The following is a 15,798-nucleotide window of genomic DNA, read 5'->3' on the forward strand; positions in this document are numbered from 1 at the left end:
GTCTTTCCTAGATTGTCAAAATTATTTTATCATCGTTTAGGAATGGAAACACCGCCAATTGGGGATTACTTTGTGTATTACATTCGGTTTATTACTGAATAAAGCGGGAGTGTGAACCATATGCTGCGATTGAAATCCGCTGTCTGTCTCCTTATTTTCGCAATGCTTGCATTGCTGCTGACATGGGTCAATCATACTCAATATGAGCAGGTACGAGCATCGGAAGGCAATCCATTTATGTTTTCATCCAATCAAAATCCAGCCTCTCTTCATTTACCTCGAGAATATATTAAATTTGTGCCTGTAATGGCAGAATAATGAACTGAGCACCTTGGAGATTGAATTTTATCGGTTTTGTTCGTGTTTTCAACCTTTGACAAATATAAGTTCGTCTCCTATCATGTTAGGCAGCAATGAAAGTTCAACTAGTCCGGATTAACGTCTGATAGGAAGTGACATATTGAAAAAACAGTTTATTGTAATTGGATTAGGCCGGTTCGGATCCAGCGTAACGCGCACCTTGATCGCCAATGGGCATGAAGTGCTCGCGGTTGATAAAGATGAGCATTATGTGCAGGAAATAGCTCCTATCGCCACTCATGCGCTGCAGGCTGATTGCAGCGATGAATCGGTACTTCTGGAGCTTGGCGTCAGCAACTTCTCGCATGCGATCGTCGCTATAGGCGATGACATCCAGGCCAGCATCATGACGACGCTGCTGCTGAAAGAGCTTAAGGTGCCTAAAGTAACAGCGAAGGCCAAAAATGAAATGCACGGCAAAGTACTGAAAAGAATCGGCGCTGACCAAGTTGTTTATCCGGAGCGCGATATGGGTGCCCGGATTGCTAATCAGTTAAGCTCGGAAAATTTAATCGATTATATCGAATTGTCAGCTGACTACAATTTGGCAGAAATTTTAGCCCCGCCTGCGATGAATGGCAAATCGCTTAAAGAGCTCGATATTCGGGCTAATTTTGGCTGTACGATTATGGCGATTAAAACTGGACAAAAAATTAACATTTCCCCTAGAGCGGATGATCAAATTCATACTGGCGATATTCTGCTTATAATCGGCAGCAATGAAGAAATTCGTGATTTGGAGAATGCCTATGAGCGAGCAAAATAACACACTGCATATTTTGCATCATCATCATAAGAAAAAAGATAAAAAACGTGTTCCATTAAGCCCGCCAAGGCTTATTATCTCTGTCTTTGCCATACTGATTGCGATTGGCACCATTTTGCTCGCATCACCCTTTGCTTCTGGCAATGGACAATCCGTAGGCCTTTTAAATGCGCTGTTTACAGCCGTATCTGCGATATGCGTGAATGGGCTCGTCGTTGTAGATACGGGAACCGCCTTTTCCATGTTCGGACAAATTGTTATTATGATTCTCATACAAATCGGCGGGCTTGGATTTATGACCTTCAGCGTCATGGTTGCCATCCTGCTTGGCAAAAAAATCAGCCTTAAACAGCGCCTTATTATTCAACAGACAACGCAGTCCTCTTCCTCTAAAGGTTTAGTAAGGCTGTCGCTTTATATGATTCTCATTTCGCTCACTTTGGAAGTTATCGGAACGATTATTCTTACCCTTCGTTGGAGCGGCGAGCTGGGCTTAGGCAAAGCCTTTTACTATGGCCTGTTTCATACCGTATCTTCCTTCAATAATGCAGGCTTTTCACTATGGTCGGACAGCTTATCCAGCTTTGTAAGTGATCCTGTTATCAACATTACGATAGTTACCTTATTTGTGCTTGGCGGGATTGGATACATCGTTATCGTAGATATTTTCCGAAAAAGATCGTGGAGAAAGCTTTCCTTGCACACTAAGGTTGTCTTAATTACATCTGCTATCTTATCCATAGGCGGCTTTCTCATTATATTTATGCTTGAGAGCTGGAATAAGGCTACCTTTGGCGATTTGAATGTCGGGGAACGCTTGCTGGCTTCCTTCTTCCAAGGGCTGACACCGCGTAGTGCGGGCTTTAATACGATTGATATCGGAAGCATGCTGACGACTTCGCAGTTTGTCCTTATTATTTTAATGTTTATCGGAGCTTCTTCAGGAGGAACAGGCGGCGGAGTTAAAACAAATACAATTGTCGTTATCTTGCTGGCTACGTTAAATACGTTTCGCGGCGGCGGGCAGATTCATGCCTTTGGACGCAAAATATCTCAAGATACCGTTCTGCGCGCGCTTGCTGTTGTAATCAGCTCTTTAGCATTTGTATTATTCATTTCGCTCGTCCTCACTATTACAGAGGATATGCTGGAGGATCATTTCCTGGAGGTGCTGTTTGAAACAACTTCAGCCTTCAGCACAACCGGACTTTCCATGGGGCTTACCAATGACTTGTCCCCTTTGGGCAAATTTATTGTAGCTATAACGATGTTTATAGGACGTCTCGGTCCGCTAACCCTTGCCTTTGCGCTTTCACAAAAGAAAACAACAAGTAAGATTGGTTATCCGGAAGATAATATTATGATCGGTTAATCGTTCAACAAAAAGATGCTTTGACGGCAACCGCTTGCGGCGCTGACAAAGCATCTTTTGTTATTACTATTTTGCAATTGACCGTTCCAATGCATAAATGGTAACTAAAGATTGCCATAATGAAACGAGCATAATAATTAAATGCAATATAAAAAATAAACCGCCTGACCAGGAAAATGTAGAGCTGTTTACAAGGATCCACCAAAACAACGGCGGAAGCTGAGCTACAATCAGAAGCAAGCCGGCAATTAATGCAACACCTAGCATAAAACGTTTAAACAGCACTGATTTCTTACTATTCATAAATAATGAGCCTATTAATACAGCCATTCCTCCGAATAAAGCATAGGCCGCCCACTTCGCCACCAAATTTTGCCCTTCCAGCATAACTAAAATGGAGCTGACTCCAGTTAATGAATCCGTTAAATGCATAATAGCCAGCATATATATTACGCCAACGCTAATCGATATGCTGGCTGCGGTCCTTATTAATGCGGCACTGCTGAATTTAATGAGCAACTCGCTTCACCTCCAAGCCCTTTCAATGATCTACTTATTCAGACGAATAACTTGCATAATTGTTTCAACATTTACCATATTCCAATATTTACATTTCCTCATTATGCAATAAAATCAAAAAAAGCCTGTCCGGAGAATGAACTCCAGATCAGGCTTTCATGAGTATATACTACTCAGTTGTGTATGGAAGCAAAGCAATTTGACGTGAACGTTTAATTGCAATTGTAAGCAAGCGTTGGTATTTCGCGCTTGTTCCAGTTACACGACGTGGCAAAATTTTGCCGCGCTCGCTGATAAACTTTTTAAGCAAATCTGTATCTTTATAGTCAATGTGAGTAATTTTGTTAACTGTAAAGAAACATACTTTACGACGCTTGTTGCGTCCGCCTTTACGGCCGCCGAATTTGCGATCTGCGCGTTCTTCGCCGCCTTCTCTTTGTTTGAAGCTCATCTTAACCCATCCTTTCTTGTTTAAAATGGTAAATCATCTTCAGATATATCGATCGGGCGTCCATCATCCTTAAAAGGATCATTATTGTCGCCCCGTGATTGGTTACTGCCTCGACTTCCGCCGCCGTAGTTCGAGTTCGAATTATTGGTGTTTCCACCATATGATCCGCCGCCTCCAGCATTGCTTCCGTAATTGCCGCTATTTCCTTCCTCACGCGGTGCACCGCCTTCGCGGTTAGACTCCAGGAACCTTACGTTGTCAGCAATAACTTCTGTTACATAGACACGCTTGCCCTCATTATTCTCGTAATTTCTTACTTGAATACGACCTTCTACAGCTGTCAAACGACCTTTACGCAAATAATTTGCGCAAGTTTCCGCCAATTGGCGCCACGTAACAACAGGAATAAAATCCGCCTCACGTTCGCCGCCTTGTCCGGATGTAAATGGACGGTCTACTGCAAGCGTAAATTGCGTTACCGCAACTCCTGCAGGCGTATAGCGTAATTCAGGGTCTCTCGTCAATCTTCCAATCAGTATGACACGGTTCAACATTGTACAGACCTCCCTCCAATAAATCTTCTTGCGTTGTCAGCAGACTGCAATTAAGCTACGTCTCTAACGATCAACGAACGGATAACGCTATCCGAAATCTTCATGTTACGATCAAGTTCGTTAACAACTTCAGATGTTGCAGTGAAGTTAACTAGAACGAAATAACCATCACGAAGCTTGTTGATCTCATACGCAAGACGGCGTTTTCCGATAACGTCAGTTTTAGTGACCTCTCCGCCATTGGAGATGATGCCATTAAATTTCTCAACAAGAGCTTGAACGTTTTCTTGTTCAACTTCCGGATGAATGATGTACATCACTTCATATTTGCGCATATTTTTCACCTCCTTTTGGACTAAACGGCCCCATTGCTGGAGCAAGGAACGGGCATTTGCCCGCATCACTCTATATTAACAAATAAAATCGTTAGTTTCAAGCAATTATTGATCGGACTGTTCTTGCTAACAATTGCTTGGAATTTCAAAGCCATCATGCAGTTAAACTATAATTGGGTCCGTGTATGCCCAACAGATCATAAGGAAGGAATGAGCGTAATGGGTGAAGTTTCAATGTTTACAGAGGGCAACAAAGCTCCAAAAGCCGGCGTTTATATCGAGGATGGCGAAAATGGCAATCATGACGGTGTGAAAGATCCTCAAATGGTACAGCTTGCAAAAGGCGAGCCATTTCCTAAGAATACGAACCATAATCGAAAATGGAAATATTTGAAATAATTTTTTTGCATACAGTTTGTATACAAATCGATAAAACAGAGCATTATAATTATCGACGGTGCAAGAGAGGTGTGGTTCCGTTGAATCGATTGGTGCAAGACATTAAAGCAGTTTATCTGCTCTAATGGGATGCGGAGATCAATTTGTACTCCTTACTCGGTAAGAAGAAAAAAATTGATGAACTTGCGCATTGGAAATAATGAAGCATGGGCTGAATGATTCCGATTGACGAAAGTAACTCCTCAATAGATACTAAACCATCATAAACACCGTCAAAAAGGGCGTTCAGAGTAGTTAAATACTACAATGAACGCCCTTGCTTATTTTAGTTTAAAAGTGGCGGAGAAGGTGGGATTCGAACCCACGCACGCTTTGACACGCCTAACTGATTTCGAGTCAGCCCCCTTGGACCTCTTGGGTACTTCTCCGCGAGATGGTGCAACAGAAAATATATTACCATACCCATTATGAGGATGCAAGCACTTTCTATTTACTGCTCCTCTTTTGTCCGCAGCACTTTCTTCATGTTCTTTTCAAACTTTGATCGAGGCAAAAGAATACTATGCTGACAGCCTACACATTTTATTCTTATGTCCATGCCCATACGGATAATTTCCATTTCATTCGAGCCGCAAGGATGATATTTTTTCATTTGAACAATATCGCCCAGCTCAAATTGCTTTTTCTCCATATCGTTCCCCTCCATCAAATTGCTTTAATTAGTAATAAGCTCGTAGTTATCGTCTGCGCGTTGAAATATACCTCTAATCTCTACGTTTTCTTCTATTAGTATCGTTTGTACTGCAGTTAGTTGGTCATCTGGAAACTCAATCGACAAGGCACAGCCAGCAGTAATTTGCTTAGGTGTCGGACAAATATCAATTTCGATATCTGCATATTCCAGCAGCATTTCTGCACGCAGCGCCTGCTGGGTGGAGTCGAATGCGATAAGCATCTCTTACCTCCTGTTTTACCAAATTTTATTTACTTCCCCCGTCAGGTATAAACATTCTTATTTTTCCATATACTGATACTATCTTTTCAATAGTGGAGGGATTCTATGAATCTACCTTTTTTAAATGACAGTTCATTCAAGCTGCCTTACACGTCACCTGATATTGTGCGTCTATTAACGAAACGTCTTTCTGAGCATTTTCAGCAAGCTTCCGCCGCACAACCATTAGTAATTGTTTGTATTGGCACTGATCGATCCACAGGAGATTCATTAGGCCCTTTAATCGGATCTGCACTAGCGAAATATAACAGCACTGCGTTCCACCTGTTCGGAACGTTAGAAGAGCCTGTCCATGCCATGAATCTGGCCGAAACGATTGAACATATACAAACAGTCTTTCATAACCCCTTTGTGGTAGGCATTGACGCTTGCCTGGGACAGGTAGCGAGTGTTGGATGCATTCAAGTAGGCTCGGGCCCTGTAAGGCCCGGAGCAGGCGTTAATAAAGAGCTTCCCCCGGTTGGTGATATTCACATTACTGGCATTGTTAACGTAGGCGGCTTTATGGAGTATTTTGTTTTGCAAAATACTCGGCTGCATCTGGTTGTCAAAATGTCAGAAGTGATTAGCAGAAGTCTTTATCAATCCATTCATGCGCGCTCGTATCGCGATGCTTCCGCACATACAGCCGCTACCCAAGGATAAACGGCTTCCTCCTTCCTTTGCTTGAACGCAGGAAGTGCGTTTACCGTCGGAATATAATAACAGGTAATATCATAGGAATACAGGATCTTATAACGGTTGCCATAGAGCCTATTTTTAAAAAAATAAGGTGTTTTAAAATCTAACGGTTGCTATTGCCGCTATTCAATAAAATTATGCTAAAAACATGCCAAAAAGCCGAAATAACCGCTAAAACAACCATTAAAAAATTAAACTGCTTAAAATCAGCTCTTTAGCGGCTATAGCAACCGTTACACACTTTGCATGCCCAAGTAATGATCATGATGGCATTCATCAAGCTTTCACTTGGCTTCCCTGATCGCTTTTAGCTCTTCAGGAGTAAGTGGATAGTTTGATGTGCCTTTTTCCAGAGGCTTCGCATATACATAAGTCGTTTCACGGCTATGAATGCCTGTCAGCACCATGCCATCCTCTGTCTCATTAACAATGGCAATAGAAAAGCTTAAATCATTCCCTCTGTCGCCAAACGCATTATAACGATTAATCCCCACTTTGCTGCTCATTGTTGGCAGTTTAGCTTGAACCTGCTGAAGCTGCTGACCTTGAATTTTGATTTGTTCTTCATTTTGAAAAATATTATTTTTCATATTTATGATTACCTGTTCCAGATCGTCGACACTCGACCCTTCCATAAACGCCCTGTATTGCCTTGTAAGCCTCTTTAGCCTGCCGCTCAGCCTTATTACCCAAATTAACATTAGAAACAAAATTAGAGCCATTACAAGCGCCACAGCCAAAGCTATAGCTGCTATCGGTTCCTCAACCCATTCCATCATTTCTTTTCCTCTTCTCTAAGCCTTGGAATACTGTTTTGTTATTTCATTAACTGCAGCTATAAAATGATCAGCTTCCTTCTCAGTTGAAAATGCGCCGACACTTGCTCTTATCGCGCCAGTAGCATCTGTCTTAGCTATTTCATGCGCTAAAGGCGTACAATGAAAGCCTGATCGGACTGCAATTTGATAATGCTGATCCAATATAAATGACATTTCTGACGGTTCTATATGATTAACTGTAAAAGATACAATTCCTGTTCTAGGCTTTCCAAGGGCCGGGCCTAATACTCTTACATCATTATTGCGCATTAGTCCCTCTATTATCCTTTGCGACAGGCTCCACTCATGCCCCCCAATCGCTTCAACAGATCGTTTGTGAATATACTCTACGCCGGCTTTTAACCCAGCCAGTCCACTTGTGTTTTGCGTGCCTGCCTCATATCGGTCTGGTCTGACTGTCGGCTGATGCGGTGTTTCTGATTGGCTGCCAGTTCCGCCATGCAATAAAGGCTCCAATTCAATATCCGGTGTTATATACAGTCCCCCGGTTCCTTGAGGACCCATCAACCCTTTATGGCCTGGAAAAGCCATCATATCTATTCCCAGCGCTTGCACATCAATAGACAGCAACCCAGCACTTTGCGCAGCATCAACTAACAGCTTTATTTGGTTTTTTTTCGCTATATCGGCTAATTGTTCAAGCGGCAAAATCGTTCCCAGCAGATTAGAACTATGGTTAACAATCAAAAGAACTGTGTTTTTTTGAATCGCTGCCTTCAGCAAAGCTATATTAATATTACCTTCTACATCGGATGGTATATACGTAACCTCAATACCTAATTTTTGCTGCAGCTCATATAAAGGTCTTCTAACAGAATTATGTTCAATCGAAGTTGCAATAACATGATCGCCTGGCTTTAAGAACCCTTTTATGGCCATATTTAATGCCATCGTCGTATTACTTGTAAATGCAATATCATTAGGGTTTTTAATATGAAACAATTTAGCAAGCTGCTTTCTTGTATCAAACAGCACTCTGCTCGCTCGAACGGCCATCGCATGACTGCCTCTTCCCGGATTGGCTCCGTCGTACATCATAGTTTGGGTAACTGCTTCAATTACTTCAGGCGGTTTAGGCCATGAGGTCGCTGCATTATCCAAATAAATAAACGCACTTTCAGTCTGCACTGTTATTCAGCCTCCATCTATCCTAATATGTCTATTAAACAACATCTATCAAAGGGGTGCCACTGCGATCAAGATTGGAATTCCGACCACTGTTGCAGTCCGATTTTTATGAGTTGTACTCGGGACAGTCGTGATTATCGATCCTTCACTCCAAAAAAAACAAGGCATATCTTAGTTTAATCCTTCAGAATGAAGATTACAACTTAGATATGCCTTGAACAATTGTCTACTTGCTAAGCCATCTGCTGAAGCAATTCCAATAAGCGCTCCAAGTCTTGCTTGCTGTAATATTGTAATTCAATTTTACCTTTATCTTTTTGCTGCTTAATTTTCACAGTTGTTTTAAAACGATCACGCAATGCTTCTTCTACATGCTCAATATACGGGTCTCTGCTTTTCGTTTTTACAGCCACTTCTTTTGTGTCGACAGGCTTGCTATCCAGCTTTTGAATCGCATCCTCAAGCTCCCTTACACTCCACTCTTGCGTAATCGCTTGATCCGCTATCTCTAACTGCGTTTTCTCATTTTTAATACCTGCTAACGCGCGGGCATGTCCCATTGATAATGTTCCACGTGAAACATTTTGTTTAATTTCTTCTGGTAAACTAAGCAGCCTGACAAAATTAGCAATATGAGATCTCGATTTTCCTACTTTTAAAGAAAGCTCCTCTTGCGTCAAGTTGAACTTATCAAGCAGTGCTTGATAAGCAATCGCTACTTCAATCGCATTCAAGTCTTCTCTTTGCAAATTTTCGATTAAAGCAATTTCCATTACCTGCTGATCAGAAAACGAGCGAACTACAGCAGGTATTGTTTCATTACCGCAGTATTGCGAAGCTCTGAATCTTCTTTCACCAGCAATTATTTCATAGCCTTTTACGACTGTACGTACAATTATAGGCTGAATCACACCATGCTGTTTTATCGATTCTGCCAATTCTTTAATCGACTCTTCATCAAATGTTTTACGTGGTTGATATGGGTTAGGCCTTAGTTTAGATAATGATATTTCTATAACTTTATCTTCTTCATTAACAGAAAGTGATGGAATTAATGCATCTAACCCTCTACCTAGCCGCTTGTTCATACATAATCACTTCCTTCGCAAGTTCAAGATAGACTTCCGCACCTTTTGACCTTGGATCATATGTGATAATAGCTTGACCATGAGATGGTGCTTCGCTTAAACGTACATTTCTAGGAATAATCGTCTGATAAACCTTTTGTTGAAAATACTTTTTAACTTCTTCTATTACTTGTATGCCAAGATTAGTTCTCGCATCAAGCATAGTTAATAGAACACCTTCGATTTGCAACGTTGTATTCAAATGCTTTTGAACAAGCCTGATTGTATTTAACAATTGGCTTAATCCTTCAAGCGCATAATATTCACATTGAATTGGAATTAATACCGAATCAGCAGCAGTTAAAGAGTTAATCGTTAATATGCCAAGGGAAGGAGGGCAATCTATTAGAATATAATCATAATCTTGTTTCACCAAATGTAATGATTTCTTTAATCTTTGTTCCCTGGAAATAGTATGAACAAGTTCAATTTCTGCACCTGCTAGCTGAATTGTTGCAGGAATAATAGAAAGACCAGGAACATCCGTTTGAACAATAGCATCGCTAGGATGGACTTCATTAATAAGAACATCATAAATACAATTATGAACGTCTGCCTTATTAACTCCTAAGCCGCTCGTTGTATTTCCTTGCGGATCAATATCGACAAGCAGAACTTTTTTTCCCAATGTTGCAAGGCAGGCCGCTAAGTTCACAGAAGTCGTAGTCTTACCGACACCGCCCTTCTGGTTGGAAATTGCAATTATCTTTGACACTTCTAACTCACCTCATGTTTGGAACTTTAGTATAAATGGCTTCGCCGCCCCCTAAGGAGCGGCCCATAATTTTCGTTATCCTTTTATCTTGAACAATATCTGCTTAAGGTAAAGTTAGCGTTTTGGAATTTGAATAACAATTTCATAATGGTCTTCATAGTCCTTCTCATTCGTTTTAATAGGCAGACCAGAACCAGCAACCATATCAATGGATTGGCGAATAGTATTAAGCGCCAAACGAACATCTTTAGTGAAAGAGATACGCTTTGCCTTTTTATTGTTAGTAGATTCCTTCAAAAAAGCTATTCTAACCTCAGTTTGCTTTACATTAAGGTCCTTTGTTATAATTTCCTCTAATACTTTAAGCTGAAGCTCTTCCTCTTCCAACGACAACAACGCTCTCGCATGCCGTTCCGTGATTTTACGCTCCATCAATACCATTTTAACTTGTTCTGGCAGCATTAACAAACGCAGTTTGTTGGCAATTGTTGACTGGCTTTTACCTAGACGCTGCGCCAAGCTTTCTTGTGTTAATTGATGCAGTTCAATAAGCTTTTGGTAAGCAATCGCTTCTTCAATTGCTGTTAAATTTTCCCGTTGCAAATTTTCAATTAGAGCGATCGATGCTGTTTGAGAATCATTAAATTCTCTAATAATGGCTGGAATTGTAGCATAACCCAACTTGCTGACAGCACGCCATCTGCGTTCTCCGGCAATAATCTCATATCGATTATTACGAACCCGGACTACGATGGGCTGAATAACACCATGCGTACGAATAGTTTGGCAAAGCTCTTCTATTCGTTCATCGTCAAATATAGTACGAGGCTGAAAAGGACTAGTATCAATTTCATCAATAGGTATTTGTCGAACTTCCTCTTGTCCACTTTTCTGGTCGGAAAGTCCAAACAAACGAGATAGTTGCTCTTTCATATTTATGATTACCACCCGATCATGTGATAAAAGAATCTTTATATGTAACAAATTCTACTTTATCATTTTGAACTCCTGCTTGACAACGAAATACTATTAGATATACCCGATTTTTCAATGATAATCAGCACGAAATTATCCTCTTATTAAGGAAGATTCCATGTTAGTAGGAAATGTATAATAATATGCATGCTGCATATAACTTTCTGTTTCATATAACTTTCTGTTTCTAGCAAAAACATTTTAATATTTACGGTCATGGAAATCTATCTAGTTAACTTTTTAGTTATTTCCGTAGAAATATAAGAGTAGCTATAAGATGAAAGTTTTTACTTTCCAAAATGCAGCAGTAAATGTTTCACGTGAAACATTTACTGCCTCCCCTTACATTAACGGCTGCTTTAAAGGCGTGCCTGCTTTTCGAGGATATTTTTTTGGAGTTGCTGCATTTTTCTTAATACAAACAAGATGTCTTTCTGATTGTTCCTTGGGCAGCAGCAGCTTATGCTGCGATTGAATGCTTCCCTGCAGCTCCTTTAAGCTTTTGCCCGCTTCAGCAATCTCTTCTATTAATTGAGACCCTTTCATCGCTATAAAGCTGCCGCCTTTTTTTACAAAAGGCAAACAAAATTCATTAAGCACATTTAGTCTTGCCACTGCTCTTGCCGTAACAAGATCAAATTGATCACGATATTGTTCCATTCTAGCTACATCTTCTGCTCTTCCATGAAGGCAAGTAACATCGGACAAATGAAGCTCATTCACTACCGTATTTAAAAATTGAATTCGTTTGTTTAACGAATCTACAATTAATACTTTTAAGCGAGGGAAACAGATTTTAAGAGGAATGCTTGGAAATCCCGCACCCGAGCCAATATCAGCGATGCTCGTTATATTATCCATTGGTGCAAAAAAGGCAACTGTAATGGAATCATAAAAATGCTTTTCATAAACAGCATCATACTCAGTAATTCCAGTAAGATTCATAACCTCATTCCATTGTACCAAGAGACGATAGTAAGTTTCAAATTGCTCTATTTGGGCTGAAGAGAGAGTCATGCCTCTCTCCTCTAATTGAGCAGTAAACCATTGTACTGTTTGATTCATTGCGCTCCCCTTGCCGCTGTTACACGATTGTAATGCTCCAAATAAACTAGCAAGATAGAAATATCTGCTGGGTTTACCCCACCAATTCGAGATGCCTGTCCAATAGATAACGGTCTAACTTGGCTAAGCTTATGGCGGGCTTCCTTAGCCAATCCTTGAATCTCATGATAGTCAATATCAGCAGGGATGCGTTTTTTCTCCATCTTGTTTAATCTTTCTACTTGCAGCAGCTGTTTATCAATATAACCGGCATATTTAATTTGAATTTCAACCTGTTCCTTCATTTCCTCAGTTAAAGCTTCTGAAGATGGAGTCAATTGATCAATAATGTCATAAGTCACTTCAGGACGTCTTAATAAAGACAAGGCATCCGTACCATGCTCCAAAGGCGTTGAATTAATTGTAGCTAATACCGGATTGGCATCATCAACTTTAATTTTGGCCGAGCGCAGCCTCTCTACCTCTGCTTCAACCATCGCCTTTTTATTTAAATACTTTTCAAAACGCTCGTCTGATATTAATCCGATTGAATGGCCTATTTCAGTTAATCTTAAATCTGCATTGTCATGACGCAGAAGCAAGCGATATTCAGCTCTTGATGTGAGCAAACGGTAAGGGTCTTTCGTGCCCTTCGTAACCAGATCATCAATTAAAACCCCAATGTAACCTTGAGATCTTGAAATAACTACTGGCTCTTCCCCTTGTACTTTTCTGGCTGCATTTATTCCCGCCATAATACCTTGAGCTGCAGCTTCCTCATAACCAGATGTTCCGTTAAGTTGTCCAGCTGTGAATAATCCTGGCAGCACCTTTGTTTCCAACGATGGCCATAGCTGTGTGGGGATAATCGAATCGTACTCAATGGCATATCCCGCTCTCAAAATCTCAGCTTTTTCCAATCCTGGAACTGATTGCAACATTTTCAATTGAATATCTTCCGGCATGCTTGTGGATAAGCCTTGAACATAATATTCTGACGTGTGCTTTCCTTCCGGCTCCAAGAAGATTTGATGCTTGGACTTATCTGCAAAGCGGACAATTTTATCTTCGATCGAAGGGCAATAGCTTGTGCCTACCCCTTCGATTGCTCCCGTATACATAGGTGCACGGTGCAAATTGTCATTGATAATTTTATGCGTTTGCTCTGAAGTATAGGTCAGCCAGCAAGGCAGCTGCTCATTATCCGAGGATTCTGTCTCATAGGAGAAAAACTTCGGATTTTCGTCCCCAGGTTGAATTTCTGTTTTGGAAAAATCAATCGATTGCTTGCTTATACGCATAGGTGTACCGGTTTTAAAACGTACTAGCTCCAGACCATTTTTTCTCAAGCTTTCAGCAAGCTTAATTGAAGGCTGTTGGTTGTTTGGTCCGCTTTCGTAAGCAAGCTCACCCATAATTATTTTTCCACGCAAATAAGTGCCTGTCGTAATAACCGTTGCTTTAGCATAATATCTCGCTTCAGTTTTTGTTACGACCCCGAGACATTGTCCATCCTCAACAATCAGATCTTCGACCATGCCTTGACGAAGTGTAAGATTAGGCGTGGTTTCAATCGTATGCTTCATCTGCTGCTGATACAGCACCTTGTCTGCTTGCGCGCGCAGCGCGTGCACCGCAGGGCCTTTCCCGGTATTCAGCATCCTCATTTGAATAAAGGTTTTATCAATGTTGCGGCCCATTTCACCGCCAAGCGCATCCACTTCTCTAACAACATGCCCTTTAGCCGGTCCGCCGATTGACGGATTACAAGGCATAAATGCGATCATATCCAGATTAATCGTCAACAATAACGTATTGCATCCCATTCTTGCTGCTGCCAGCGCTGATTCACAGCCAGCGTGGCCGGCACCAACGACAATGACATCATATTGTCCAGCATCATATCCCATAATTTACCTCCTACTTTCCAAGACAAAACTGTGAAAAAATTTGATCAATTAATGAATCGCCAGCCTCGTCCCCTAAAATCTCTCCTAGCGCTTCCCAAGCCATCCGTCCATCAATTTGAATAATATCTATAGGCACGCCCGCCTGTGACGCCTCAATCGCATCCTGGAGCGACTGGCGAGCCTTCTTCAGCAAAGCAATATGCCTTACATTGCTTATATACGTAAGATCATCGCTTTCCAGCTGTCCTTCAAAAAACAGCTCGCTTATTTTGTTCTCAAGCTCCTCAAGGCCCTTCTCCTCCAGCATCGACATCAGAACGATAACGGAGCGGTCCAATATAGCTTCAACTTCTGACAAATCAAGCTTCTGCTCTAAATCCGTTTTATTGACAATGACGATAACTGAACGTCCCTTCATACCTTCCAGCAGCAATTTATCTTCCGGCTGCAGCTGCTCATTGTAATTGAGCACGTATAAGATCAAATCAGCTTCCTGCAGCACATCACGAGATCGTTCTACCCCTATTTGTTCAACGATATCACTGGTCTCGCGGATGCCGGCTGTATCCAAAAGCCTTAACGGAATGCCGTTAATCGTTACAATTTGCTCAATAACATCACGAGTTGTACCAGGGATATCCGTTACGATCGCTTTGTTTTCTTGTGCCAAAACATTTAGCAAGGAAGACTTGCCAACGTTAGGTCTACCAACAATGGCCGTCATAATCCCTTCACGCAGTATTTTCCCCTCGCTAGCCGTTTTTAGCAGTTTATTTATTTCAGCAATAGCCTTTGTGCATTGCTCCTCTATAAAAGCAACTGTCAATTCCTCAACATCATGCTCAGGGTAGTCAATATTCACTTCAATATGAGCAAGCAGCTCGATAACCGTCTGGCGCAGCGCTTTGATTTTACGCGACAACACGCCCTCAGCCTGCTTCTTTGCTACAGAAAATGCCCGGTCTGATTTGGAACGAATCAAATCAATAACAGCTTCAGCCTGCATCAAATCAATACGTCCGTTAATAAAGGCACGCTTCGTAAATTCGCCAGGCTCGGCAACTCTGACTGCATTTAGCTGCAATACTGCATCCATTACTTTTTTTACAGCAATAACTCCTCCATGTGTGTTAATTTCAACGACATCCTCGGCTGTAAAGGACTTCGGTCCTCTCATTAAGGTAACTAACACCTCATCCAACGATTCGCCGCTTTCCGGATTAATAATATGCCCATAATGGATCGTATGTGAATCAGCTTCTGATAGCCTTTTTGACGATTTAAAAATACGATCCGTGCTGCTGATGGCATCCGGACCGCTAATTCGAATAATAGCTATTCCACCTTCTCCAACAGCAGTAGATATAGCTGCTATTGTGTCATGCTCCACGGTTTAACCACTCCTTTCTAGATGACTATGCCATCATTAACATACAAAAACATGCAAAAAATATTAAAATTCTTATATATCAAGGATAAACGGCTCCGCCGTCCTTTGGACAAGCGCGTTTACCGATGAAATATAGGAACATGTATAAAGTGAAAATATATACTTTCCTATATTTCAAGGTGAAACGGATATCGCCGTCCTTTGGCGATCACGCGTTT

General features: G+C 41.3%; 19 protein-coding genes and 1 tRNA gene. 5 read left to right on the forward strand and 15 right to left on the reverse strand.

Annotation, left to right across the window (positions count from 1 at the left end; all coding sequences use genetic code 11):
• Positions 1–120 precede the first annotated feature (120 nt).
• The 3 genes from V1L65_RS02905 (at position 121) to V1L65_RS02915 (ending at position 2,498) form a co-directional block, all read left to right on the forward strand.
• Positions 121–318: a hypothetical protein gene (locus V1L65_RS02905; protein WP_331697555.1), complete on the forward strand. Its 198-nt coding sequence runs from the start codon at positions 121–123 to the stop codon at positions 316–318.
• A 142-nt stretch (positions 319–460) separates the two neighbouring features.
• Positions 461–1,126 carry a potassium channel family protein gene (locus V1L65_RS02910; RefSeq protein ID WP_331697556.1) on the forward strand — a complete coding sequence of 222 codons (666 nt, stop codon included), beginning with the start codon at positions 461–463 and terminating at the stop codon, positions 1,124–1,126.
• Positions 1,110–2,498 carry a TrkH family potassium uptake protein gene (locus tag V1L65_RS02915; RefSeq protein WP_331697557.1) on the forward strand — a complete coding sequence of 463 codons (1,389 nt, stop codon included), beginning with the start codon at positions 1,110–1,112 and terminating at the stop codon, positions 2,496–2,498. Before V1L65_RS02910 ends, V1L65_RS02915 begins: the two co-directional genes overlap by 17 nt.
• 66 nt (positions 2,499–2,564) lie before the next feature.
• Here the strand turns inward: V1L65_RS02915 and V1L65_RS02920 are convergent, their stop codons facing one another.
• The 4 genes from V1L65_RS02920 to rpsF all read right to left on the reverse strand — a co-directional run bounded on the left by V1L65_RS02920 (position 2,565) and on the right by rpsF (position 4,357).
• A complete protein-coding gene (locus V1L65_RS02920; protein WP_331697558.1) occupies positions 2,565–3,017 on the reverse strand; it encodes a hypothetical protein in 453 nt (150 codons plus the stop codon).
• A 169-nt stretch (positions 3,018–3,186) separates the two neighbouring features.
• Complete coding sequence (gene rpsR / locus V1L65_RS02925) at positions 3,187–3,468, reverse strand: 30S ribosomal protein S18 (RefSeq protein WP_331697559.1); 282 nt, start codon at positions 3,466–3,468, stop codon at positions 3,187–3,189.
• A 20-nt stretch (positions 3,469–3,488) separates the two neighbouring features.
• Positions 3,489–4,022: a single-stranded DNA-binding protein gene (gene ssb, locus V1L65_RS02930; RefSeq protein ID WP_331697560.1), complete on the reverse strand. Its 534-nt coding sequence runs from the start codon at positions 4,020–4,022 to the stop codon at positions 3,489–3,491.
• A gap of 50 nt (positions 4,023–4,072) precedes the next feature.
• The gene (gene rpsF, locus V1L65_RS02935) at positions 4,073–4,357 is read right to left on the reverse strand and encodes a 30S ribosomal protein S6 (protein ID WP_331697592.1); all 285 of its coding nucleotides are present in this window, start codon (positions 4,355–4,357) and stop codon (positions 4,073–4,075) included.
• A 219-nt stretch (positions 4,358–4,576) separates the two neighbouring features.
• Between rpsF and V1L65_RS02940 the strand changes: the two genes are divergently transcribed.
• The gene (locus tag V1L65_RS02940) at positions 4,577–4,756 is read left to right on the forward strand and encodes a YjzC family protein (RefSeq protein ID WP_331697593.1); all 180 of its coding nucleotides are present in this window, start codon (positions 4,577–4,579) and stop codon (positions 4,754–4,756) included.
• 337 nt (positions 4,757–5,093) lie between these two features.
• Here the strand turns inward: V1L65_RS02940 and V1L65_RS02945 are convergent.
• From V1L65_RS02945 to V1L65_RS02955, 3 genes are all read right to left on the reverse strand, one after another.
• A tRNA-Ser gene (locus V1L65_RS02945) sits at positions 5,094–5,184 on the reverse strand.
• Positions 5,185–5,246: 62 nt separating this feature from the next.
• Positions 5,247–5,447: a DUF951 domain-containing protein gene (locus V1L65_RS02950; RefSeq protein WP_331697561.1), complete on the reverse strand. Its 201-nt coding sequence runs from the start codon at positions 5,445–5,447 to the stop codon at positions 5,247–5,249.
• Between the two features lie 24 nt (positions 5,448–5,471).
• Positions 5,472–5,711 carry a DUF3343 domain-containing protein gene (locus V1L65_RS02955; RefSeq protein ID WP_331697562.1) on the reverse strand — a complete coding sequence of 80 codons (240 nt, stop codon included), beginning with the start codon at positions 5,709–5,711 and terminating at the stop codon, positions 5,472–5,474.
• 105 nt (positions 5,712–5,816) lie between these two features.
• Between V1L65_RS02955 and yyaC the strand changes: the two genes are divergently transcribed.
• The gene (gene yyaC, locus V1L65_RS02960) at positions 5,817–6,416 is read left to right on the forward strand and encodes a spore protease YyaC (RefSeq protein ID WP_331697563.1); all 600 of its coding nucleotides are present in this window, start codon (positions 5,817–5,819) and stop codon (positions 6,414–6,416) included.
• 320 nt (positions 6,417–6,736) lie between these two features.
• Here yyaC and V1L65_RS02965 read toward each other — a convergent pair whose 3' ends face one another.
• From V1L65_RS02965 to mnmE, 8 genes are all read right to left on the reverse strand, one after another.
• A complete protein-coding gene (locus tag V1L65_RS02965) occupies positions 6,737–7,231 on the reverse strand; it encodes a DUF4446 family protein (RefSeq protein ID WP_331697564.1) in 495 nt (164 codons plus the stop codon).
• A gap of 15 nt (positions 7,232–7,246) precedes the next feature.
• Positions 7,247–8,419 (reverse strand): aminotransferase class V-fold PLP-dependent enzyme, encoded by a 1,173-nt coding sequence (locus tag V1L65_RS02970; protein ID WP_442955662.1) that lies wholly within the window; start codon positions 8,417–8,419, stop codon positions 7,247–7,249.
• A gap of 233 nt (positions 8,420–8,652) precedes the next feature.
• Positions 8,653–9,507, reverse strand: a complete 855-nt coding sequence (locus V1L65_RS02975; RefSeq protein WP_331697565.1) for a ParB/RepB/Spo0J family partition protein — start codon at positions 9,505–9,507, stop codon at positions 8,653–8,655.
• Complete coding sequence (locus tag V1L65_RS02980; protein ID WP_331697566.1) at positions 9,488–10,261, reverse strand: ParA family protein; 774 nt, start codon at positions 10,259–10,261, stop codon at positions 9,488–9,490. The genes V1L65_RS02975 and V1L65_RS02980 overlap by 20 nt, the downstream gene beginning before the upstream one ends.
• A gap of 114 nt (positions 10,262–10,375) precedes the next feature.
• Positions 10,376–11,194 (reverse strand): nucleoid occlusion protein, encoded by an 819-nt coding sequence (gene noc / locus V1L65_RS02985; RefSeq protein ID WP_331697567.1) that lies wholly within the window; start codon positions 11,192–11,194, stop codon positions 10,376–10,378.
• Between the two features lie 384 nt (positions 11,195–11,578).
• Complete coding sequence (gene rsmG, locus V1L65_RS02990) at positions 11,579–12,301, reverse strand: 16S rRNA (guanine(527)-N(7))-methyltransferase RsmG (protein WP_331697568.1); 723 nt, start codon at positions 12,299–12,301, stop codon at positions 11,579–11,581.
• On the reverse strand, positions 12,298–14,190 hold the full coding sequence (mnmG, locus tag V1L65_RS02995; protein WP_331697569.1) for a tRNA uridine-5-carboxymethylaminomethyl(34) synthesis enzyme MnmG: 1,893 nt from the start codon (positions 14,188–14,190) through the stop codon (positions 12,298–12,300). Before mnmG ends, rsmG begins: the two co-directional genes overlap by 4 nt.
• Before the next feature lie 10 nt (positions 14,191–14,200).
• A complete protein-coding gene (gene mnmE, locus V1L65_RS03000) occupies positions 14,201–15,580 on the reverse strand; it encodes a tRNA uridine-5-carboxymethylaminomethyl(34) synthesis GTPase MnmE (protein WP_331697570.1) in 1,380 nt (459 codons plus the stop codon).
• Between the last annotated feature and the right edge of the window lie 218 nt (positions 15,581–15,798).

Source organism: Paenibacillus sp. IITD108, assembly GCF_036541265.1.
In the GTDB taxonomy this organism is placed as follows: Bacteria; Bacillota; Bacilli; order Paenibacillales; family Paenibacillaceae; genus Pristimantibacillus.